Here is a 20,845-nt window from a genome sequence, read left to right as displayed (position 1 = left end):
TCTCGATAATGGTCGCCGGGTCGTATCCCCATGGAGTGGAGTACGTGAACCGGAACCGACTAGGCGGGATGTCTGCAAGAACTCGCAGACACACAGTTGTCCAGTATGCCAGACCCCTGTTGAACACCCGCTGCCCGGGCTTTGTTCCCCCGGAAAACAGCAAGGGCCCCGCCGAAGCGAGGCCCTTGTCGCGTATCTAGACGATCACTCGTCGAGAGCGCTCGGTGCGGTCTTGGAGACCGTCATCAAGAACTCGAGGTTGTTCTTCGACTTGCGCAGCCGATCCATCAGCAGATCGATCGCCTGGTGCGAGTCCAGACCCGACAGCACGCGACGCAGCTTGTGCACCACGGCCATCTCGTCGGGCGAGAGCAGCAGCTCGTCGTGGCGGGTGCTCGACGGGTTGATGTCCACAGCCGGGAACACGCGCCGCTCGGCGATCTTGCGATCGAGCTTGAGCTCGGCGTTGCCGGTGCCCTTGAACTCTTCGAAGATCACCGTGTCGCCGGTGGAACCGGTCTCCACCATCGCCGTGGCGATGATGGTGAGCGAGCCACCGTTCTCGATGTTGCGGGCCGCGCCGAGGAAACGCTTCGGCGGGTACAGCGCGGTCGAGTCGACACCACCGGACAGGATGCGGCCCGAGGCAGGCGAGGAGTTGTTGTACGCACGACCCAATCGGGTGATCGAATCGAGCAGCACCACAACGTCTTTGCCCATCTCCACCAGACGCTTCGCGCGCTCGATGGCGAGCTCGGCGACGGAGGTGTGGTCACCCGGCGGGCGGTCGAAGGTGGAGGCGATGACCTCACCCTTCACCGAACGCTGCATGTCGGTGACCTCTTCGGGACGTTCGTCGACCAGGACAACCATGAGGTAGCACTCGGGGTTGTTGATCGCGATCGCGTTGGCGATGTCCTGCATGATCGTGGTCTTACCCGCCTTGGGCGGGGACACGATCAGCGCACGCTGACCCTTACCGATCGGCATGATCAGGTCGATCACGCGCGTGGTGAGCTTGTTCTGGGTGGTTTCCAGACGCAGTCGCTCGTTCGGGTACAGCGGGGTGAGCTTCTGGAAGTCCGGGCGACGACGCGCCGCTTCCAGCTCGCCACCGTTCACCGTGTCCAGGCGAACCAGCGGGTCGAACTTCTGTCGCTGGTTGTTCTGCTCGCCGTCGCGCGGGGCGCGCACCGCACCGGTGATCGCGTCACCGCGGCGCAGGCCGTTCTTGCGGACCAGGTTCATCGACACGTACACGTCGTTGGGGCCGGCGAGGTAGCCGGAGGTCCGCACGAACGCGTAGTTGTCGAGGACATCGAGGATGCCGGCGACCGGCTGCAGGACGTCGTCTTCGCGGATGTCGTAATCGCGCGCCTCGGACTGACCACCGCCGCCGACGGGACCACCGTCGCGGTCACGACCACGACGACGCTCGCGGAATCGACGACCCCGGCGACCGCGGCCGCCTTCCTCGTCGTCACCACCGCGGTCGTCGCGGGGACCGCGATTGCCGCCGCTGTTGCCGTTCTGGCTCTGATTCTGGTTGCGCTCGTTCTGATTACGGTCGCTACCGGCACGCTCGCCACGGTCGTTGCCGTTGCGGTCGTTGTTGTTGCGGTCGTTGCCGCCACGGTCGTTGCGCTCGCCGCGGTCGGAACCGTTGCGGTCGTTGCGCTCGCGTCGACGATCGCCGGAGTCGCCACCCTCGGCCTTGTCGGCCTGCTTGGTCTCCTCGGCGGGCGCGCGGTTCTCGGCGGGGGCGTTGTCGCCGCCACCGGAACGGGCCTGGTCACGACCACGGCGCTGCCTGCCACGACCACGCTGGCCGCTCTCGCGTCCGGATTCCTCGCCTGCGTCGGCGGGGGCGTCGGTCTTGACCTGCTCGGTCTTGACCTGCTCGGCCGGCGCCTGCGCGGTCGTGGCCTCGGGGGCCTTGACCTCGGCGGTCGCCTGCTTCTCGGCGGGCGCGGCCTGCTTCTCGGCGGGCGCGGCCTGCTTCTCGGCCTTGGCGGAGCGGTCCGCCTTCGCGGGCGCGTCGTTCTTGACGGGCGCGTCGTTCTTGACGGGCGCGTCGTTCTTGGCAGGCGCGTCGTTCTTGGCAGGCGCTTCGTTCACGACCGGCGCCGCAGCGGGCTTGTCGCCCTTGGCAGGCGCGTCGTTCTTGGCAGGCGCCCCGGATTGATTTTCCTTGATAGCGGCGATGAGATCGCCCTTACGCATTCCGGAGGTACCTCGGATACCGAGCTCCCCCGCCAGTGCGCGCAACTGCGGCAACAGCATTCCAGTCAGCCCCGATCGTGCGACGTCGGTTTGTTCGCTCATTTTCGAAATCTGTCCGGATTCACTTTCGCGGCTGCCCGAGTTCGTAGGGTTGGAATCCACCCCGGGTGTCGCGAGCAGGTCCGTTTCTGTCACGGAAGTCCTTTCCTTCCCTCGAATGCCGTGTGCTGATTCGAGGGTTCCGTTCCGTAGACCCGGCAACATATGCCGAGCTCGGATTATGCGTCCATGTTCGACGCCTGTGCCGTACTACCCGTCGCGCGAGGACCGGAGGCTTCGCCACCAGAAGACAGTGGTGAGGGGAGCGATTGCCCTGATGAAGCACCGGCGTCGGATGCGCACGATGTACGGACTTGCCCAGAATAGCTGCCTATTGCGAACAACGGCAAGGCAGGCACGCCGTCAAGCGATCGATACCCCGTCGGCAATCCCCGGCTCGACCACGCGCAGACCGTCCGATTCGGCCTGTTTGCGCAGGTCATCGGGGAATTCTTCGGTGGTCATGGCGAGAATTGTCGGACCGGCGCCCGAGACCGTCGCCGCGATTCCCGCCGCGCGAAGAAGCTCGATCCACTTCGTGGTGAGCGGTAGCGCGGGGGCACGCTGGGTCTGGTGCAGCCGGTCGGCGGTGGCCGCCATGAGCAGATCGGGGCGTTCGGTGAGCGCGACGACGGCCAGCGCCGCCCTGCTCACGTTGAACGCCGCGTCACCGTGGGGCACCTGCTCTGGCAGCAGCCCGCGGGTGTGCGCGGTGGAGGAGCGCTCCTGCGGGATGAGCACCACCGGGCGCAGCGCGGCCGCCGGGTCGAGGCGCACGGCCCGGTAGGCGCGAGCCTGCGCGGCATCGGTTTCGGTCCACGACACGACGATCGCGCCGAGCACGCTGGCCGCGGCATTGTCGGGGTGGCCTTCGAATTCCGAGGCCAGCTGCACGAGCCGGTCGTCGTCCATGCGCAGCGCGGGGTCGAACTTCGCGGCCAGCCCCGCACCGGCGGCCAGGCCCCCGACCACGGCCGACGCGCTGGAACCCAGGCCGCGCGAGTGCGGAATCACGTTGCGACACACCACGTCGAGACCGTCGGCCCACACACCCAGCGATTCCAGTCCGCGCTCGATCGCGCGAACCACCAGATGTGTTGGGCCCCAAGGCACGTCGTCGGCGCCTTCACCCTCGACCCGGATCTCGAGTCCGGATTCGGTAGTGCGCACCACGATTTCGTCGTAGATGCCCAATGCCATTCCGAGGCAATCGAATCCGGGTCCGAGGTTGGCCGTGGAGGCGGGAACACGCACGGTCACTTCGAGACCGGCGGGCAGCGTCGCTGTCATCAGGGCGGGCTCGCGGCTCAACTCAGGCCAGCTCGAGTTCGCGCGCGATCGCGATCGGGTCGACGGCGATCGGCTTGACCTCCGGCATTCCGGCCAGCGCGTTGTCGGGATCCTTGAGACCGTTGCCGGTGACGGTGCACACGACGGTCAGGCCCGAATCCAGCCAGCCTTCCTTGCGCGCTGCCAGCAGACCGGCCACGCTCGCGGCCGAGGCGGGCTCGACGAAGACGCCTTCGTGCGCAGCGACGAGGCGGTAGGCGGCCAGGATCTCGTCGTCGGTGGCCGCGCGGAACGCGCCACCGGACTGCTCCTTGGCTTCCATCGCACCGTTCCACGACGCGGGGGCGCCGATCCGGATGGCGGTGGCGATGGTCTCCGGGTCCTTCACCGGCGCGCCGTTGACCAGCGGCGCGGCACCGGCGGCCTGCACACCGAGCATGCGCGGCAGCACCTTGGTGATGCCGTCGGCGTGGTATTCGCGGTATCCGCGCCAGTAGGCGGTGATGTTGCCCGCGTTGCCGACCGGCAGGACGTGCACATCGGGGGCCTTGCCGAGCACGTCACAGATCTCGAACGAGGCGGTCTTCTGACCTTCGATGCGGGCCGGGTTCACCGAGTTCACGAGGCCGACCTGCGGGAATTCCGCGGTCACCTTGCGCGCCAGCTCGAGGCAGTCGTCGAAGTTGCCCTCGACCTGGATGATCTTGGCGCCGAGCATCACGGCCTGGGCCAGCTTGCCCATCGCGATCTTGCCCTGCGGGATCAGCACCGCGCATTCCATGCCCGCGCGGGTGGCGTACGCCGCGGCCGAGGCCGAGGTGTTGCCGGTCGACGCGCACAGCACGGCCTTCTGGCCGCGGTACTTGGCGTCGGTCATCGCCATGGTCATGCCGCGGTCCTTGAACGAACCCGTCGGGTTGGCGCCCTCGACCTTGAGGTACACCTCGCACCCGGTGAGTTCGGACAGGTACGGCGCGGGAACCAGCGGGGTGCCGCCCTCGAACAGGGTCACCGGCTCCCAGTCGGCCGCACCGGCCAGGCGGTCGCGGTAGGCAGCGATCAGACCGGGCCAGCGCGAGTGCACGCCGGTCTGGGGGGCGATGCCGGTGGAGCTCATTCTTCGGTGCCTTCCAGTCTTAGAACGCTGGTCACAGCGGTCACGGATTCCATGTCCGCCAGTACTGCGACAGTATCTGCCAGCGACGATTCCACCGCATGGTGGGTGACGACGACCAGCCGGGCGCCGTCGCCGTGGCCCTGCTGACGCACGGTCGAGATGCTCACCCCGTGCTGGGCGAAGGTGTCGGCGACCGCGGCGAGCACGCCGGGACGGTCCTCCACCTGCAGGTTCACGTGGTAGCGGGTGGGGGTGTCGCCGATCGGCGCGATCGGCAGCTCAGCATAGACCGATTCGCCGGGTGCGCGACCACCGTAGAACTTGTTGCGCGCGGCCATCACCAGGTCACCGAGCACGGCCGACGCGGTCGGGGCGCCACCGGCACCCTGCCCGTAGAACATCAGGCGACCGGCATTGTCGGCTTCGACGACCACAGCGTTGAACGCGCCGTTGACCGAGGCAAGGGGGTGCTTGCGCGGGATCAGCGCCGGGTACACACGCACCGAGACGCGATCCTTGCCGCCCTCGGCCGCGCTCGGCTCACCGGGGACGCGCTCACAGATGGCGAGCAGCTTCACCGTGCAGCCCACCGCGTCGGCGGTCTCGAGGTCCTCGGCGGTGATCTTGGAGATGCCCTCGCGATAGACATCGGCCGCGGTCACGCGGGTGTGGAAGGCCAGCGAGGCCAGGATGGCGGCCTTGGCGGCGGCGTCGTAGCCCTCGACGTCGGCGGTGGGGTCGGCTTCGGCGTAGCCGAGCGCGGTGGCCTCGGCGAGCACGTCGTCGTAGGCGGCGCCGGTCTCGTCCATCGCCGACAGGATGAAGTTGGTGGTGCCGTTGACGATGCCGACGACCTTGTTCACCCGGTCACCCGAGAGCGACTGGATGAGCGGGCGGACCACCGGGATCGCACCGGCGACGGCGGCCTCGAAGTACAGGTCGGCGCGGCTGCCCTCGGCGGCGGCGGCGAGTTCGCCGGTGTAGTCGGCCAGCAGCGCCTTGTTGGCGGTGACCACGGACTTGCCCGCGGCCAGTGCGTCGCCGATCAGCTTGCGGGCCGGATCGATGCCGCCCATGACCTCGACCACCAGGTCGACATCGTCGCGAGCCAGCAGCGCCTCGGCATCGGTGGTGAGCAACTCGGCGGGCACACCGCGGTCCTTGCTGATGTCGCGCACCGCGACACCGCGCAGCACGAGCGGCGCTCCCACGCGCGAACGCAGGTCATCGGCGTGATCGCGCAGGACACGAACCACCTCGGTACCGACAGTGCCCATCCCGAGTACGGCTACACCCAGCGGGCGTCCCGCGTCATTGGTGCCGTTCATTCTTCCACCTCCAGGCTGAGCAGGTCCGCCACCGTTTCCCGGCGCAGAATCAGTCGAGACGCACCGTCACGCACCGCGACCACGGCGGGCCGGGTGAGCAGGTTGTAGCGGCTCGACATCGAATAGCAGTACGCACCGGTCGCCGCCACGGCCACCAGGTCACCGGGGGCCGCGTCCGCGGGCATCCAGGTGTCGCGAATGACGATATCGCCACTCTCGCAATGCTTTCCGACCACGCGAGCGACGACCGCGTGAGCGTCCGACGAGCGCGAGACCAGACGGCAATCGTAGTCGGCCTGGTACAGCGCGGGGCGGATATTGTCGCTCATCCCACCGTCCACGCTGACGTAGCGACGGCGCGCGCCACCGTCGAGTTCGACATCCTTGATCGTGCCGACCTCGTAGAGGGTGACGGTGCCGGGGCCCGCGATGGCGCGACCCGGCTCGACAGCGATGGTCGGCTCGGGCAGCCCGGCGCGGACAGCTTCAGCGGCGACCAGGGCGCGCAGGTTGGTGGCGAATTCGCCCAGCGGCGGCGGGTTGTCGCTCGGCAGGTACGAAATGCCGAGGCCGCCACCGAGATCAAGGGTCGAGATCTGCGCGGTGCGGTCGATGCCGAACTTGTCGATGGCCTCGCGCAGCAGGCCGAGCATGCGACGCGCGGCGATCTCGAAGCCGTCGAGTTCGAAGATCTGCGAGCCGATGTGGCTGTGCAGACCGACCAGGCGCAGGTTGTCGGCCTCGAACACGCGCGCGAGGGCTTCCATCGCGTCGCCACCGGCGATCGAGAAGCCGAACTTCTGGTCCTCGTGCGCGGTCGAGATGTACTCGTGGGTGTGGGCTTCGACGCCGACGGTTACGCGGACCAGCACGTCCTGCACCACGCCCGCCGCACCGGCGACCGCTTCGAGGCGCTCGATCTCGTAGAGCGAGTCGACCACCACGTGCCCGACCCCGGCCGTGACAGCCGCTTCGAGCTCGATGACCGATTTGTTGTTGCCGTGCAAGGCAATTCGCTCAGCCGGGAAACCCGCGTTCAACGCGACCGCCAGCTCACCGCCGGAGCACACGTCGAGCGAAAGGCCCTCGTCGCGGATCCAGCGCGCGATCTCGCCGCACAGGAACGCCTTCGACGCGTAGTGCACGCGAGCGTTCGGCCCGAACGCGGCGACCATGTCGCGGCAGCGCGAGCGGAAGTCGTCTTCGTCGATCACGAACAGCGGAGTGCCGTACTGCTCGGCCAGCTCGGTGACGGGCACGCCCGCGAGCCGAACCACACCGTCGTCACCGCGCGCGGCGTTGCGCGGCCACACGTTGGCCGGGAGGTCGATCATCTCGCGCGGGTCGGTCGGGCGCTCGGCCAGACTCGGTGCGTGCGGGATCTCTGCGTGCCGGGGACCGGCCGGGTGTGCACCACTCATCGTTGTGCGTCCTTCCTGAAAGTGTTCACATGCGCTCCGGTGCACTCACGCCGAGCAGGGCCAGACCGTTGGCCAGCACCTGTCGGGTCGCCTTGACCAGTTCGAGGCGGGCGGCGTTGAGCGGGGTGACGGCGTCGTCGCCCTTGGGGAGCACGCGCATGTCGTCGTCGGACTGGAACGGGTGGTAGACCCCGGCCAGATCTTCGAGGTAGCGGGCGATGCGGTGCGGTTCGCGGGTGTCGGCGGCGGTGGCGACCACGCGCGGGAAATCGCCGAGGGTGCGGATCAGATCACCTTCGCGAGCGGAGGTCATCAGCGCGAAATCCGGTGCGACCGAAGCGAATTCGGTGAACTTCGCGGCATTGCCGATGATGTTGTTGGTCCGTGCGTGCGCGTACTGGACGTAGTAGACCGGGTTCTCGCTGGCCGCTTTGGTCCACAGGTCGAGATCGATGTCGATGCTCGAGTTCACCGACGAACGCACCAGCGAGTAGCGCGCGGCGTCGACGCCGATCTCCTCGACCAGGTCGTTGAGCGTCACGACAGTTCCGGCACGCTTGCTCATCTTCACCGCGACGCCGTCTTTGACCAGGTTCACCATCTGCCCGATCAGCACCTCGACGGTGTCGGGGTTGTCGCCGAACGCGGCCGCGGCGGCCTTCAACCGGCCGATGTAGCCGTGGTGGTCGGCGCCGAGCATGTAGATGGCCAGGTCGAAGCCGCGGCCACGCTTGTTCTGGAAGTAGGCGATGTCACCGGCGATGTAGGCGGCATTGCCGTCACTCTTGAGGACCACGCGGTCCTTGTCGTCGCCGTACTCGGTGCTGGCGATCCACCAGGCACCGTCCTTCTCGTACAGGTTGCCGGAGTTCTTGAGCTCTTCGACGGCGCGTTCGACCGCGCCGGAGGCGAACAGTTCGCTCTCGTTGAAGTACACGTCGAAGTCGGTGCCGAACTCGTGCAGGTCCGCGCGGATCTGGGCGAACATCTGCTGCACGCCCTCGCTGCGGAACACCTCGTGCCGCTCGTCGGCGGGCAGGGTGAGCACGTCGGGATGCGCGGCGACGATGCTCGCGCTGATCTCGGCGATGTACTCGCCCGCGTATCCGTCCTCGGGGGTCGGCTCGCCCAGCGCGGACGCGACCAGCGACTTCGCGAAGCGGTCGATCTGCGCGCCGTGGTCGTTGAAGTAGTACTCGCGGGTCACATCGGCGCCCTGAGCGGCCAGGATGCGACCCAGCGCGTCACCGACAGCGGCCCAGCGGGTGCCACCGAGGTGCACCGGACCGGTGGGGTTCGCCGAAACGAATTCGAGGTTGATCTTGGTACCGGCGAGCGCGAACCCGGTGCCGTAGATCTCGCCCGCGGCCAGGATCTGGCTCACGATCGCGCCCTGCGCCGAAGCGGCGAGACGGATGTTCAGGAAGCCGGGCCCGGCGATCTCGGCCACATCGATTCCCTCGGCCGCCGACAGCGCCTCGGCCAGCCAACCGGCCAGCTCGCGCGGGTTCGTTCCGACCCGCTTGGCCACCTGCATCGCCACATTCGTGGCATAGTCGCCGTGTTCGGGGTTACGCGGACGCTCCACTGTGACCTGCTCCGGCAGGACCGACGAGTCCAGTCCGCGTTCGACAAGCACCTTCGCCGCAGTGGTACGAAGGAGATCTGCAAGGTCAGCTGGAGTCACGAGTCTCTATCCTATTGGCTGGGCCCCTTGCAACCACGACCGCCCGCCACGAACTGACCGATCCACACGTCGAAAGAGCACAAGCAGCGATGCCGAGCAGGACTAGCGCCACATCAGCCAAGGCCGTCAAGGCCGCGGGGAAGTCGTCTCCGTCCCGCAAGACCGGTAAGGGCAACCTTCCGGGCAAGAAGCGGGAAACCCCATGGGCCCTCCTCGGTGCGGGCGTTGCCATCGTCGCGCTGATCGGCCTGCTGGCCTACAGCCTGGTGCCCAAGTACATGGACCAGGCCGCCATCCGGGAAGCCCAGACCGATCTCAAGGAATGGGTGCCTTCGAAGGAGAACCAGGACCCGTCGACGAAGATCGACGGCGTCGTGAAGGCCGAGTACCCGGCCGGTCTGCACGTGACCCCCGAGCAGCGCGTCGCCTACGACAAGGCCCCGGCCTTCGGCGGCCCGCACGACGGCGCGTGGGCCAACTGCACGGGCACCGTGTACGCCAAGCCGATCCGCATGGAGAACGCGGTGCACTCGCTCGAGCACGGCGCGGTCTGGATCGCCTACAACCCGGACAAGGTCGACGCGGCCGGTGTCGAGAAGCTGTCGAACTTCGTCAAGGGCCGTCAGTTCTCGCTGATGTCGCCGTACCCGGGTCTGGACTCGGCGATCTCGCTGCAGTCGTGGGGCCACCAGCTCAAGCTGGAATCCGCCGACGACGCGCGGATCAAGCAGTTCATTTCCGCCCTGCGCGAGAACCCCTACGCCTACCCCGAGGTCGGCGCGAGCTGCTCGAACCCGATCTTCGACGCGAACAACCCGCCGCCGTTCGACTCCTCGCCCTACGGTCCCGAAGCGGTGCCGATGGACGGTAAGGGCCTGACCCCCGACACGACCGAACTCGGCGGCGCCGGCGGTTCGGGTATCCCCGGCCTGCCGACCATCCCGGTTCCGGGCGGCCTGCCCTCGGGCCAGTAGTGAGCACGGACGAAACCACCCCCGAGCCGGGCACGCGACGCCCGGCCGGGGCGGTGCTCGTACTCGGCGCGATCGGTCTGCTGCTGCTCGGCGCGGTAGCGGGCGTGCTGTTGCGGATGCCGCTGGAAAAGGCGTCCGAACCGGAGCCGAGCGCTGTCGACATCGGCTTCAGCCAGGACATGACCGCCCATCACGCGCAGGCCGTCGACATGGCCGGCGTGGCGCTGATCGCGTCGACCGACAACGACGTGCGCCGCCTCGCCTACGACATCCTGACCACCCAGCAGAACCAGATCGGCCGCATGCAGGCCTGGTTGCAGCTGTGGGGCGAGTCCAACCAGAACATCGACGGTTACATGGGCTGGATGGCAGGCGACCACGGCAGCGCGGGCCACCACGGTGGTTCCACCGGCGAACCCACCGGACCGGTGCAGTCGATGCCCGGCATGGCGAGCCAGGAGGAAATGACCACCCTGCGCCAGTCCACCGGCTCCGCCCTGGACACGCTCTTCCTGCAACTGATGCTGCGCCACCACCAGGGCGGCGTCCCGATGCTCGACTATGCCGCCGAACACGCCGACACCAGCCCGGTCCGCACCCTCGCGACCATGATGTCCAAAACCCAAGCCAGCGAGTCCCAACTGATGACGAGCATGCTCGCCACCCGAGGCGCCACCCCCCTCCCGCTCAGCTGACCCCGTGTCGGACCGGCCATCCCCGGTCCGACACGCTTTTTGGCACACCGCACTACATGCGATACGCTGTCGACGCCCGATCGCCTCACCGCGACCGGCATCTATCCCGCCCTCGTAGCTCAGGGGATAGAGCGTCTGCCTCCGGAGCAGAAGGCCGCAGGTTCGATTCCTGCCGAGGGCACACAGGAAAGGCCTCGACCAACTGGTCGGGGTCTTTCTCGTTCCCTCGGTCGTCGTCGGCACGAGGTCGTCACAACCGCAGACGAACACGGCCGACCGTTGCGCGCTGATCTACTAGACCCATTCCAAGGGGCGAAGTATCATCGGACCCATCACGAGAGTGATGCCGAGCGGGTAGGACGCCGTTGGAGCGACGCCCTACCCTGGTGGTTCAGCTAGCCAGCTAGACTCGGCGGACCAACAGGAGCGCCCCGGCGATTACGGCAGCACAGGTCAAGATGATGCCGTAATCGACCGGGGCCTTGCTCTTTTCCCGGCGATGTTTCGCCATACCCACCACCTCCTTTCTCGGCGCGATACGGATCGGACCAACTTCGTCCGCACCGCCCCTGAGTTGGAGGTGATCCCAGCGTACTTCAGGCAAACCCACCCGGAACCGTTTGCACCCCAAACACTTCCGGCATCCAGGCCGAGTTCGCGAAGAGCGAACGCATCCTCGAATTGCCGCAAGCGACCCGGTGGTCAGTCACTTCGCCGAATGGTTGCCGAGCTTCGCTGTGTGTCAGTGGTGAGAGTCCTTATCGCGCCTCAAACGAGGGTTATGCAGAACGGGTGCCCAGCGGGGTCGACGAGCACGCGGCCTTTGTCGCCGATCGGCTGATATGCAGGCTTGGTCGCGCCCAACTCGAGAAGCACGGCTTCGGCGAGATCGAGGTCGTCGACCTTGAAGTCGAGGTGGATCTGTTGGGGCACAGTCTGATCGGGCCACTGTGGCGCGCGATAGTTATCTACTCGTTGGAATCCGAGGAACAGCCCGTCAGCGCGGTTCAGACCGGCGAATTCGCGTCCGGACTCGGGATGTAGTTCGAAACCGGTTGCCCGGTGGTAGAACTCGGCGAGTGCCTCCGGATCGGCGCAATCGAGGGTGATCGCGACGAGTTGCAGGTGTGCGGACATATCAGCTCCTCGGGTAGCCCCAGATTTCCTGGGTGCGAACCCGCAGGTTACGGTACGCCGAAAGCTTCGGTATTCAGGTTTGATCTTGCACGGTTCCACAGGTTTTGGGGGTTGAGACCCCCGATGACATCAGGAGCGTTGCCATGACGAATCCACCAGAGGGACAGCAGCCGCCCTTCGGTCAGCAGCCGCCGGTTCCGCCGCAGGGGACGCCTCCCCCTGGCGTTCCACCGCACGGGCCACCTGTCGGCCATCCACCGGCGGGGTATCCGGGTGGGGCCGAGGGTATCGCCGCGCCGAAAAAGAAGCGGACCGGGCTGTTCGTCGCGCTCGGGGTGGTGGCGCTGGTGGTGGTCGGAGTGCTGATCGCAGGGGTCGTGCTGACGCTGCAGGGCCGCACGCCGCTGTCGTCGGACGAGAAGCAGATCGATGTGGCCGTACGCGATTTCTACGACACCCTCGACGCGGACGGATTCATCGCCGCCGCCGGGCTGGCGTGCCAGGCCGACCGGACCGAGATCGACAATCTCACCACCGAGCAGCGCGAACAGTTCGACAAGGCGACAGTGCAGGTGAGCATCGACGAGGTCAAGGACATCGTCATCGACGGTGACGACGCCAAGGCGAAGGTGACCGGGAAGTTGACGCTGTCGGTGGAGGGCGAGGAGCCCAATACCGAGTCCGAGACCGAGGAGCATCTCACCAAGGAAGACGGCACCTGGAAGATCTGCTCGGCACCAGCCAACAAACACTGACCGAACACCTGGTGACGCCGCCCGCTTTCGCATCGAACCGCCACTAGCTTCGACAGATATGAGCTGCTGCGGAGCGTCGCGCCGGACAGTACTCGCTGCCGCTGCGGGAGCGGCGTTGGCTGCGGCGCTCCCGGTTTCCGGTGCAGCACAGCCGAATCCGCTGATAGCACTGGATCTCGAAATCGTCACCGTGACCGAACGTGGCGTGGTGCTGACCTGGACCACGTTCGGTCTCGATGCCGCAGGTCGTCCGGTCCCGGTTCCCGCGAACTCCGAAGTGCGCTCGGCCCCTGCGGATTCGGCACGCGAGCCGGTCACCGTGCACCTCGACGACACCCAGACCCCCTACCACTACGCCGAGATCAACGACCTCGAACCCGGGCGCCCGTACCGATTCCTCGCCCTGTCCAACGGCATTCGCGCCCTGCCCGCTCCCACCCTGACCACCGCGTCGCCGGGAGCACCCGAGGCACGGGGCGAATTCACCACTCTCCCACCGCCTCCCGGCCGTTTACTGCACACCATCGCCCTGGCGAACGATGTGCACTACGGCGAAACAGTGAGCGGCATCGTGATCGCAGGTTTCCCGCCCGGCTACCAGAGCGACCCACCGTATCCGCAGTTCATGCTCGACGCCGTCCTCGACGACACCCGCGACGCCTCACTCCTGCTGCTGGCAGGAGACCTGACCAACGAGGCCACCGCCGACGAATCACGCTCCGTCCGAGCGCATCTCGACTCCCGAGGCACCGACTACCTGGTAGCCCGAGGCAACCACGACCGCCCCCACCACGGCACCGACTCCTGGGGCGAGCACTTCCTCCCCCGCCAGCACCTGACCGAACACCACCTCGGCGAGCTGCGCATCCTCGGCCTCGACACCAGCGCCCCGGAAGCGGCGGGCGGCATCATCGACCGCCCCCAACTCGACGCCCTCGCCGAAACCCTGCGCGCCGACCCGGACCGCCCCACCCTCGTCTTCGGCCACCACCCGATCACCACCGAATCCGGCCTCACCAATATCGGCGGCCCGGGCTTCATCCTCGACCGACCGACCGCCCTCGAACTGCAGACGCTCTACCAGAAATCACCCGGCGTTTTCCTGCACCACAGCGGCCACACCCACCGAACCAAACGCACCAAACCGGACCTGCCGTGCGACGTGGAATTCCTGGAAGTCGCTGCGGTGAAGGAATATCCGGGCGGCTACTGCCTCCTGCGGATCTATGAGGGCGGCTACCGGGTCAACTTCTACAAGACCCGCACCGACGATGCCCGCCGTTGGAGCAGTTTGACCCGCGGCCAGTATTTCGGCACCGCACCGGACTATCAGCTCGGCTCCCTCGACGACCGCAACCACGCCGTCGCCCGGGACTTCTCCGGCCTCTGATCAGCCGGTCGTCCACATCCACGCACGTCACGCGGGGTATCTTGCTTAGGTAAGCCTCATCATAGGTGGGGTTCCTTGGCGGAAGGACGCTGATGCGCAGTTGGAAGACTCTGGCCGGATTGATGACGGTGGCGGCACTCGGCCTCAGCGCCTGCTCTTCGTCCTCGGGCAGCGCCGACGAGATCACCGTCTACAACGCCCAGCACGAATCGCTCACCAAGGAGTGGGTGGCGGCGTTCACGAAGGAGACCGGCATCAAGGTCACCCTGCGCCAGGGTGGCGACACCGCGCTGGGCAACCAGCTCGTCGCCGAGGGCGCCAACTCCCCCGCCGACGCCTTCCTCACCGAGAACTCCCCCGCCATGGGGCTGGTGGAGAACGCAGGCCTGTTCGCCGACGTCGACAAGGCCACGCTCGACCAGGTGCCCGCGCAATACCGCCCGTCCACCGGCAAGTGGACCGGAGTCGCCGCTCGCGCAACGGTTTTCGTCTACAACAAAGACAAGCTCCAGACGGCGGGGCTGCCCGCTTCGCTGCTGGATCTCGCACAGCCGCAGTGGCAGGGCCGCTGGGCCGCTGGCACGTCGGGCGCCGATTTCCAGGCGATCGTGGCAGGTTTGCTCGCGCTGAAGGGTGAAGACGTCACCCGCTCCTGGCTACAGGGCATGAAAGCCAACGCGACCACCCTGCAGAACAATGTCGCGACCATGAAGGCGGTCAACGCGGGCAACCCCGACGGCGGCGTGATCTACCACTACTACTGGTACCGCGACCAGGCCAAGACCAAGGAGGGCAGCGCCAACACCGCGCTGCACTACTTCAAGAACCAGGACCCCGGCGCCTTCGTGAGCGTGTCGGGCGGCGGCGTGCTGAAGTCGAGCAAGAAGCAGGAATCGGCGCAGAAGTTCCTGGCGTTCATCACCGGCAAGAAGGGCCAGGAAGTGCTGCGCGACGGCGATTCGATGGAGTACCCCGTCGCCAGCGACGTGGCCGCGAACCCCGCGCTGCCGCCACTGGCCGACCTGCAGGCGCCCGCGATCGATCCGAGCAAGCTCGACGCGAAGAAGGTCACCCAGCTGATGACCGAGGCCGGGCTGCTGTAAGTGCGCACCCTCGCGACGAGAACACCCCGGGTCGGTCGGCCCGGGGTGTTCGTCACGGTCGTCGCGCTGGTGCTGACGGCGGCGACGTTCGTGCCGCTGGGTTACATCGTCTCGGTGCTGTTCGACACCGGATTGCGTGAGGCTGCCGCGCTGGTGTTCCGGCCGCGCGTGGGTGAGCTGCTGAAGAACACCGCGCTGCTGGTGGTGTGGACGGTGCCGGTGTGTGTGGTGCTCGGGATCGGGCTGGCGTGGCTGGTGGAGCGCACCGATGTGCCGGGGCGGGCGTGGTGGGGGCCGGTGCTGGTCGCGCCGCTCGCGGTGCCCGCGTTCGTGAACAGTTATGGGTGGGTGAGCGTTTTCCCGTCGATGCACGGGCTTTCGGCCGCTGTGATCGTCGCGACCATGTCGTATTTTCCGCTGGTGTATCTGCCGGTAGCGGCCACGCTGCGCAGGCTCGATCCGGCGATCGAGGAGTCAGCGCGTGCGCTCGGTTCTGGTCCGTTCGAAGTGTTCTGGCGAATTGTTCTGCCACAGTTGCGATTAGCGGTGCTCGGCGGCGGTCTGTTGATCGGCTTGCATCTGCTCGCCGAGTACGGCGCGTTCGTGATGCTGCGGTACGACACCTTCACCACCGCGATCTTCGAGCAGTACCAGAGCAGTTTCGCCGGTCCGGCCGGCAGCATGCTCGCGGGCGTGCTGGTGCTGTGCTGCTTGGCATTGCTGGGTGGCGAGGCACTGCTGCGCGGCGATGCGCGGTACGCGCGAGTGGGTGGCGGTGCGGCGCGCGCGAGGCAACCGATCGCGCTGGGTGGACTGCGGATGCCGATGCTCGGAGTGCTCGTGGCGGTGATCGTCGGCGCGCTCGGTGTGCCGCTGTGGACGATCGGGCGCTGGCTGTGGCTTGGTGGTTCCGAGGTCTGGGACACCGTGGAAATCGGTGCGGCGCTGGGCCAAACGATCGGATTGGCCGCTGCGGCCGCCGTGGTCACCACGCTGTGCGCGTTCCCCGTCGCCTGGATCGCGGTGCGCTCGACCAGTGCTTTCGCCCGGCTGATCGAGGGCGCCAACTACATCACCAGTTCACTGCCCGGCATCGTGATCGCTCTGGCCCTGGTCACGGTGACCATCCGCTGGACGCCGCCGCTCTATCAAACGGTGTCACTGGTCGTGATCGCCTACGTGCTGATGTTTCTACCCCGCGCACTCGTGAGCGTGCGAGCAGGTCTGGCGCAGGTACCGGTCGGCCTCGAAGAGGTGTCACGCTCGCTGGGCGAATCGGGCTCGGCCACCTTCTTCCGGGTGACCCTGCGCATGACAGCGCCCGCCGCCGCCTCGGCTGCCGCGCTCGTATTCGTCGCGGTATCAACAGAACTCACCGCGACCCTGCTCCTGGCGCCCACCGGCACACGCACGCTGGCCATGCAGTTCTGGGCGAAGTCGGGCGAACTCGACTACGCGGCCGCCGCACCATATGCCCTGATCATGATCATCGCGGCCATCCCGGTGACGTATCTGCTGTTCACGCAGTCACGAAAGGCGGCCGGGGTATGAGGCGCCGGGCAGAAGGCCGGATCAATCACCCGAACACAGTGACGCAGCGTCCTCGGGCTTGTCGACACAACGGTCGACGCCCGAACGCCTTCGCGCGTACTGGATTTCGCGCATTCGGAAAGGACGCGCCATGAGCAGGCTTGTCGTCGAAGGGGTTTCGAAGAGTTTCGGCTCGAACACCGTGCTCGATCACATCGACCTCGACGTACCAGACGGCACGGCCGCGGCGGTGGTCGGCGCCTCCGGCTGCGGCAAAACCACCCTGCTGCGAGTCATCGCCGGGTTCGAGGGATCCAACACAGGTTCGGTGCGGCTCGGATCGGAAACCGTTGTCCGCGATGGACTTTGCGTCCCACCGCAGCGCAGGCGAATCGGCTATGTCGCCCAGGACGGCGCCCTGTTCCCCCATCTGAGCGTCGCCGACAATATCGCCTACGGCCTACACACCGGCCTGCGCGGCGCCGTCGACCGCCTACGCCCCGCCCGCGACCGCGCCCGGATCAACGAACTCCTGGACATGGTCTCCCTCACCCCCGACTACGCCGACCGCTCACCCCACCAACTCTCCGGCGGCCAGCAACAACGCGTAGCCCTGGCCCGCGCCCTCGCCCGCAAACCCGCCCTCATGCTCCTCGACGAACCCTTCAGCGCCCTCGACACCGGCCTGCGCGCCACCACCCGCCAGGCCGTCGCCGACACCCTGCGCGCCGCGGGCATGACCAGCATCCTGGTCACCCACGACCAGGAGGAAGCCCTCAGCTTCGCCGAACAGGTCGCCGTCATGCGCGAGGGCCGATTCACCCAGGTCGGCCCACCCCAGCAGGTCTACCACCAGCCCGCCGACCTGTTCACCGCCCGCTTCCTCGGCGACTGCGTCCTACTCGACGCCCGCTGCGAAGCCGACACCGCCAAGTCCGCCCTCGGCCCCGTCCCCGTCCAACCCGGGGCTCCGACCGGCCAGGTCACCCTGATGATCCGCCCCGAACAACTGGCAGCCCAGGTGATCACCGCCGACCAGCCCCACTCCGGCCGCGTCACCGCCGTCGACTTCCGCGGCCCCGACGTCACCCTCACCATCGACCTCACCGAAGGCGCGGGCACCGTCCGAGTCCGCCGCACCGGCATCGCCGCCCCCACCACCGGCGACCACGTCCACCTCACCGTCCACGGCCCCGCCGTCGCCTACTGACCATTGCGATCACGCTGATCCCAACCCTCGCCGCGAGCCCGCGTGCACGGCATTATCAATGGCGAGGCGGGCGTGGCTGAGTGGTGGAGGCACCGGTCTGCAAAGCCGGTTACGCGGGTTCAATTCCCGCCGCTCGCTCTGTGGGAAAGCGGCTGGGTCGTGGAATGATCGTTTTCATGTCACGGCCCAGACCGCTTTCCGAGGACCCTATCGCCGAGGCCTACCGACAGTGGGTAGCGCACGGGTGGGAGTCGGTGGCCGATGGGATGGCGCTGGTGACCTCGCTGGTGCGGGCCCAGCAGATCGTGATGGCGCGGGTAGACGAGGCGCTCAAACCGTCGGGGCTCACGTTCTCCCGGTACGAACTGTTGCAGCTGCTCAGTTTCAGCCGGACCGGTGCGCTGCCGATGGCCAAGGCGAGTGCGCGGCTGCAGGTGCATCCGACGAGCGTGACCAATACTGTCGATCGACTCGAAGCGGCCGGGCTGGTGGTTCGCGTCCCGCACCCCAGTGACCGCCGGGCAACCCTCATCGAAATCACCGATGCGGGAAGGAAATCCGTCGCCGAAGCCACGGCCGCGCTGAACGCCGAGGTGTTCGCCGAGCCCGGCCTACCCCCCGACCAGGGCCGCGACCTGCTACGACTGCTGGCACAGTTCCGCCACGACGCGGGCGATTTCGAGGCCGACGACCCGGAAAACCTCGCATTCCACGCGACCTGGCAACCGGGGAGATGAATCTTCGGCCGATTCCCTTGGCAGGTAGCGCGAAAAGGTCCACGATGTAGCCCATGGTGCTGATCCTCGGGGTGTCAGCGGGCGCGGGTGGGGCCCGTGCGGTGCTGACCCATTCCGATCAGCCGCACATGCCACCCATCGACCGGATCCACATCCCGCGCCGGGCGGGCGGCTCGATCGAGGAATCGGTCCTCACCGCGATCCACCGCATGCGCGCGGCAGCGGCCGACCGCGACGAGTACATCTCGGGCACCGCCGTCACCTGCCGCAGTGAACTCCAGGCCGACGCGATCAGAGCCGCCGCCGGCCAGGTCGATTTCGCCATCGTCGACGAACCGCTGGCCCAGCTGCGCTATCTGCGTTTCACCGGCCTGCTGCCCGCCACCGATTCGGTGATGCTCTACGACCTCGGCAGTTCCGGCCTGACCATCACCCACGCCGATTGCCGCACCGAAACGATCCTCGCGGGCAAACGCAGCACCGTCCTCAGCGGCAACGGCTACGACGCCCTCCTGCGCTGGCAACTCGCCCGCAGTGGCGTCTCCACCGATACACACGTCAGCCGTGAACACCGGGAATCGTTGAGCCGCACCAGAGTCGTCACCGCGACCGACGCCGACACCGGCGGTCGCGCGGTACTCACGCGCAGCGACCTGGCCGCGTTATGCGAAGCGGGACTGCATCATTCGGCCTCGTTCGTGCGCCTGCTGATCGAGGAGACGGGCGTGCAACCGGGAGCGCTGGCACTGCTCGGCGGGTGCACTCGCAACCCGAGTCTGCGCGCCGATCTGGCCCAGCTGATCGGCCTGCCGATCGTGTACGACCCTGAGCCGGAATATGTTTCGGCGCGCGGCGCGGTGTTGCTGTGCGCCCGCCGCCCCTCGGCGCGGTTACGCATGGCGCGACGTGGCGTCGGCATGATCGGCGCGGCGCCGTCCTCCGGCCGTCGAAAACTTCTCGCCGCGGTCGCGGTGACGGCCACCCTCGGTGGCACGGTCGCCGGACTCCTCAGCAACGACAACTCGGCGCGGTCCCCCGAACAGGGCACCGCGCCGAGTACCGCGCACTTCATCGACGGTGCGCCGAGCTGGAAGCCGCGTTAGCGGTTGGTGAAGTTCGGCTTGCGCTTCTCGACGAACGCGGCCATGCCTTCCTTCTGATCCTCGGTCGCGAACAGCGAATGGAACACGCGACGTTCGAACAGCAGTCCCTCGGTGAGGGTGGTCTCGAACGAGCGGTTCACCGCTTCCTTGGCGATCATCGCGACCGGCAGCGACATCGACGCGATGGTCTGCGCGGCTTCCAGCGCGGTGTCGAGGAGCTCGTCGGCGGGCACGACCCGCGAGACCAGCCCGGACCGCTCGGCTTCCTCGGCGCCCATCATGCGGCCGGTCAGGATCAGATCCATGGCCTTGGCCTTGCCGATCGCGCGGGTGAGGCGCTGCGAGCCGCCGATGCCGGGGATCACGCCGAGGGTGATCTCTGGCTGGCCGAACTTGGCGTTGTCGGCGGCGATCAAGATGTCGCACAGCATGGCCAGCTCGCAGCCGCCACCGAGGGCGTAGCCGGCGACGGCGGCGACGGTAGGCTTGCGGAAGTTGGCCAGGCGGTCCCAGCGGGCGAAGAAGTCGGCCAGGAACATGTCCATGTACGACTTGGGCGCCATCTCCTTGATGTCGGCGCCGGCCGCGAAGGCCTTCGCGGAGCCGGTGATCACGACGGCGCCGATGGAGTCGTCGCGGTCGAGTTCGTCGAGCGCGGCGATGACGTCGTCGAGGACCTGGGCATTGAGGGCGTTGAGCGCCTTGGGCCGGTTCAGGGTGATCCAGCCGACCCCGCCTTTGCCATCGGTGCCGCCCTTGCGTTCCAGCAGAATCGTCTCGAATTCGGTCACGGCCACCCTTTTGTCGATCATCGGTTACGGATAGTGGTGACGATACCGAGCCGGGTAGGCACGCGGTTCGCCAGTCTGGACGGTAGACGGCCGGGGTTTGAGTAGTCCTGGAGGCGGGTGGTGTGTGGCAGAGCTTCGGGGTTTGAGTGGTCCCAGGTGGTTTGACGCTGTGTTTATTGGAGCGCTGGCGCGCTCGAGCGCGGCCCCTGAGGGGCCGCGGGGCGGGGGGGGCGGAGGCGGCGGAGGGCCCCGCCC

General features: G+C 67.4%; 17 protein-coding genes and 2 tRNA genes. 11 read left to right on the top strand and 8 right to left on the bottom strand.

From position 1 onward, the window contains the following. Nucleotides 1–204: 204 nt before the first annotated feature. The 6 genes from rho to argS form a co-directional block, all read right to left on the bottom strand. Complete coding sequence (gene rho / locus ACFWUP_RS30070; protein WP_379239351.1) at nt 205–2,418, bottom strand: transcription termination factor Rho; 2,214 nt, start codon at nt 2,416–2,418, stop codon at nt 205–207. 267 nt (nt 2,419–2,685) lie between these two features. Then, on the bottom strand, nt 2,686–3,612 hold the full coding sequence (thrB, locus tag ACFWUP_RS30065; protein WP_379239350.1) for a homoserine kinase: 927 nt from the start codon (nt 3,610–3,612) through the stop codon (nt 2,686–2,688). Nucleotides 3,613–3,634: 22 nt separating this feature from the next. Beyond that, a complete protein-coding gene (gene thrC, locus ACFWUP_RS30060) occupies nt 3,635–4,729 on the bottom strand; it encodes a threonine synthase (protein WP_379239349.1) in 1,095 nt (364 codons plus the stop codon). Next, on the bottom strand, nt 4,726–6,057 hold the full coding sequence (locus ACFWUP_RS30055) for a homoserine dehydrogenase (protein ID WP_379239348.1): 1,332 nt from the start codon (nt 6,055–6,057) through the stop codon (nt 4,726–4,728). Before ACFWUP_RS30055 ends, thrC begins: the two co-directional genes overlap by 4 nt. After that, on the bottom strand, nt 6,054–7,478 hold the full coding sequence (gene lysA, locus ACFWUP_RS30050; protein ID WP_379239347.1) for a diaminopimelate decarboxylase: 1,425 nt from the start codon (nt 7,476–7,478) through the stop codon (nt 6,054–6,056). Before lysA ends, ACFWUP_RS30055 begins: the two co-directional genes overlap by 4 nt. A gap of 25 nt (nt 7,479–7,503) precedes the next feature. Continuing rightward, nucleotides 7,504–9,165 carry an arginine--tRNA ligase gene (gene argS, locus ACFWUP_RS30045; protein ID WP_379239346.1) on the bottom strand — a complete coding sequence of 554 codons (1,662 nt, stop codon included), beginning with the start codon at nt 9,163–9,165 and terminating at the stop codon, nt 7,504–7,506. Nucleotides 9,166–9,254: 89 nt separating this feature from the next. Between argS and ACFWUP_RS30040 the strand changes: the two genes are divergently transcribed. The 3 genes from ACFWUP_RS30040 (at nt 9,255) to ACFWUP_RS30030 (ending at nt 11,015) form a co-directional block, all read left to right on the top strand. After that, nucleotides 9,255–10,139 carry a DUF3105 domain-containing protein gene (locus ACFWUP_RS30040; RefSeq protein ID WP_379239345.1) on the top strand — a complete coding sequence of 295 codons (885 nt, stop codon included), beginning with the start codon at nt 9,255–9,257 and terminating at the stop codon, nt 10,137–10,139. Then, nucleotides 10,139–10,834, top strand: coding sequence for a DUF305 domain-containing protein (locus ACFWUP_RS30035; protein ID WP_379239344.1), 696 nt, complete (start codon nt 10,139–10,141; stop codon nt 10,832–10,834). The genes ACFWUP_RS30040 and ACFWUP_RS30035 overlap by 1 nt, the downstream gene beginning before the upstream one ends. A gap of 108 nt (nt 10,835–10,942) precedes the next feature. Continuing rightward, a tRNA-Arg gene (locus ACFWUP_RS30030) sits at nt 10,943–11,015 on the top strand. Nucleotides 11,016–11,602: 587 nt separating this feature from the next. Here ACFWUP_RS30030 and ACFWUP_RS30025 read toward each other — a convergent pair. Continuing rightward, nucleotides 11,603–11,971: a VOC family protein gene (locus tag ACFWUP_RS30025; RefSeq protein ID WP_379239343.1), complete on the bottom strand. Its 369-nt coding sequence runs from the start codon at nt 11,969–11,971 to the stop codon at nt 11,603–11,605. A 143-nt stretch (nt 11,972–12,114) separates the two neighbouring features. Here ACFWUP_RS30025 and ACFWUP_RS30020 point away from each other — a divergent pair, with 143 nt between their 5' ends. The 8 genes from ACFWUP_RS30020 to ACFWUP_RS29985 all read left to right on the top strand — a co-directional run bounded on the left by ACFWUP_RS30020 (nt 12,115) and on the right by ACFWUP_RS29985 (nt 19,799). Continuing rightward, on the top strand, nt 12,115–12,726 hold the full coding sequence (locus ACFWUP_RS30020; RefSeq protein WP_379239342.1) for a hypothetical protein: 612 nt from the start codon (nt 12,115–12,117) through the stop codon (nt 12,724–12,726). Between the two features lie 115 nt (nt 12,727–12,841). Continuing rightward, nucleotides 12,842–14,116, top strand: a complete 1,275-nt coding sequence (locus ACFWUP_RS30015; RefSeq protein ID WP_379239341.1) for a metallophosphoesterase — start codon at nt 12,842–12,844, stop codon at nt 14,114–14,116. Nucleotides 14,117–14,208: 92 nt separating this feature from the next. Then, nucleotides 14,209–15,219, top strand: a complete 1,011-nt coding sequence (locus ACFWUP_RS30010; protein ID WP_379239340.1) for an iron ABC transporter substrate-binding protein — start codon at nt 14,209–14,211, stop codon at nt 15,217–15,219. Between the two features lie 45 nt (nt 15,220–15,264). Beyond that, nucleotides 15,265–16,770: an ABC transporter permease gene (locus tag ACFWUP_RS30005; RefSeq protein WP_379239339.1), complete on the top strand. Its 1,506-nt coding sequence runs from the start codon at nt 15,265–15,267 to the stop codon at nt 16,768–16,770. 130 nt (nt 16,771–16,900) lie between these two features. After that, nucleotides 16,901–17,959, top strand: a complete 1,059-nt coding sequence (locus ACFWUP_RS30000) for an ABC transporter ATP-binding protein (RefSeq protein WP_379239338.1) — start codon at nt 16,901–16,903, stop codon at nt 17,957–17,959. 66 nt (nt 17,960–18,025) lie between these two features. Continuing rightward, nucleotides 18,026–18,097, top strand: a tRNA-Cys gene (locus ACFWUP_RS29995). Between the two features lie 38 nt (nt 18,098–18,135). Next, nucleotides 18,136–18,696 carry a MarR family winged helix-turn-helix transcriptional regulator gene (locus tag ACFWUP_RS29990; protein WP_379239337.1) on the top strand — a complete coding sequence of 187 codons (561 nt, stop codon included), beginning with the start codon at nt 18,136–18,138 and terminating at the stop codon, nt 18,694–18,696. Nucleotides 18,697–18,749: 53 nt separating this feature from the next. Further along, nucleotides 18,750–19,799, top strand: a complete 1,050-nt coding sequence (locus tag ACFWUP_RS29985; RefSeq protein WP_379239336.1) for a hypothetical protein — start codon at nt 18,750–18,752, stop codon at nt 19,797–19,799. On the opposite strand, the gene ACFWUP_RS29980 is transcribed toward ACFWUP_RS29985, so the two are convergent. Next, entirely contained in the window at nt 19,796–20,590 is a 795-nt protein-coding gene (locus ACFWUP_RS29980; protein ID WP_379239368.1) for an enoyl-CoA hydratase, read from the bottom strand. The two genes, ACFWUP_RS29985 and ACFWUP_RS29980, sit on opposite strands and share 4 nt — an antisense overlap. Nucleotides 20,591–20,845: the final 255 nt, after the last annotated feature.

The sequence above is a fragment of the Nocardia sp. NPDC058658 genome (assembly GCF_042716665.1).
Lineage (GTDB): Bacteria > Actinomycetota > Actinomycetes > Mycobacteriales > Mycobacteriaceae > Nocardia.
Note: the sequence above shows the minus strand (reverse complement) of the source record. Positions and strands in the feature narration are given on the sequence as shown.

Coding starts and splice junctions, on each gene's coding strand:
- ACFWUP_RS30040 (WP_379239345.1), top strand. CDS start 9,255: ATGCCGAGCAGGACTAGCGCCACATCAGCCAAGGCCGTCAAGGCCGCG.
- thrC (WP_379239349.1), bottom strand. CDS start 4,729: ATGAGCTCCACCGGCATCGCCCCCCAGACCGGCGTGCACTCGCGCTGG.
- ACFWUP_RS30020 (WP_379239342.1), top strand. CDS start 12,115: ATGACGAATCCACCAGAGGGACAGCAGCCGCCCTTCGGTCAGCAGCCG.
- ACFWUP_RS30010 (WP_379239340.1), top strand. CDS start 14,209: ATGCGCAGTTGGAAGACTCTGGCCGGATTGATGACGGTGGCGGCACTC.
- ACFWUP_RS30000 (WP_379239338.1), top strand. CDS start 16,901: ATGAGCAGGCTTGTCGTCGAAGGGGTTTCGAAGAGTTTCGGCTCGAAC.
- ACFWUP_RS30025 (WP_379239343.1), bottom strand. CDS start 11,971: ATGTCCGCACACCTGCAACTCGTCGCGATCACCCTCGATTGCGCCGAT.
- ACFWUP_RS29990 (WP_379239337.1), top strand. CDS start 18,136: ATGTCACGGCCCAGACCGCTTTCCGAGGACCCTATCGCCGAGGCCTAC.
- ACFWUP_RS29985 (WP_379239336.1), top strand. CDS start 18,750: ATGGTGCTGATCCTCGGGGTGTCAGCGGGCGCGGGTGGGGCCCGTGCG.
- ACFWUP_RS30055 (WP_379239348.1), bottom strand. CDS start 6,057: ATGAACGGCACCAATGACGCGGGACGCCCGCTGGGTGTAGCCGTACTC.
- lysA (WP_379239347.1), bottom strand. CDS start 7,478: ATGAGTGGTGCACACCCGGCCGGTCCCCGGCACGCAGAGATCCCGCAC.
- thrB (WP_379239350.1), bottom strand. CDS start 3,612: ATGACAGCGACGCTGCCCGCCGGTCTCGAAGTGACCGTGCGTGTTCCC.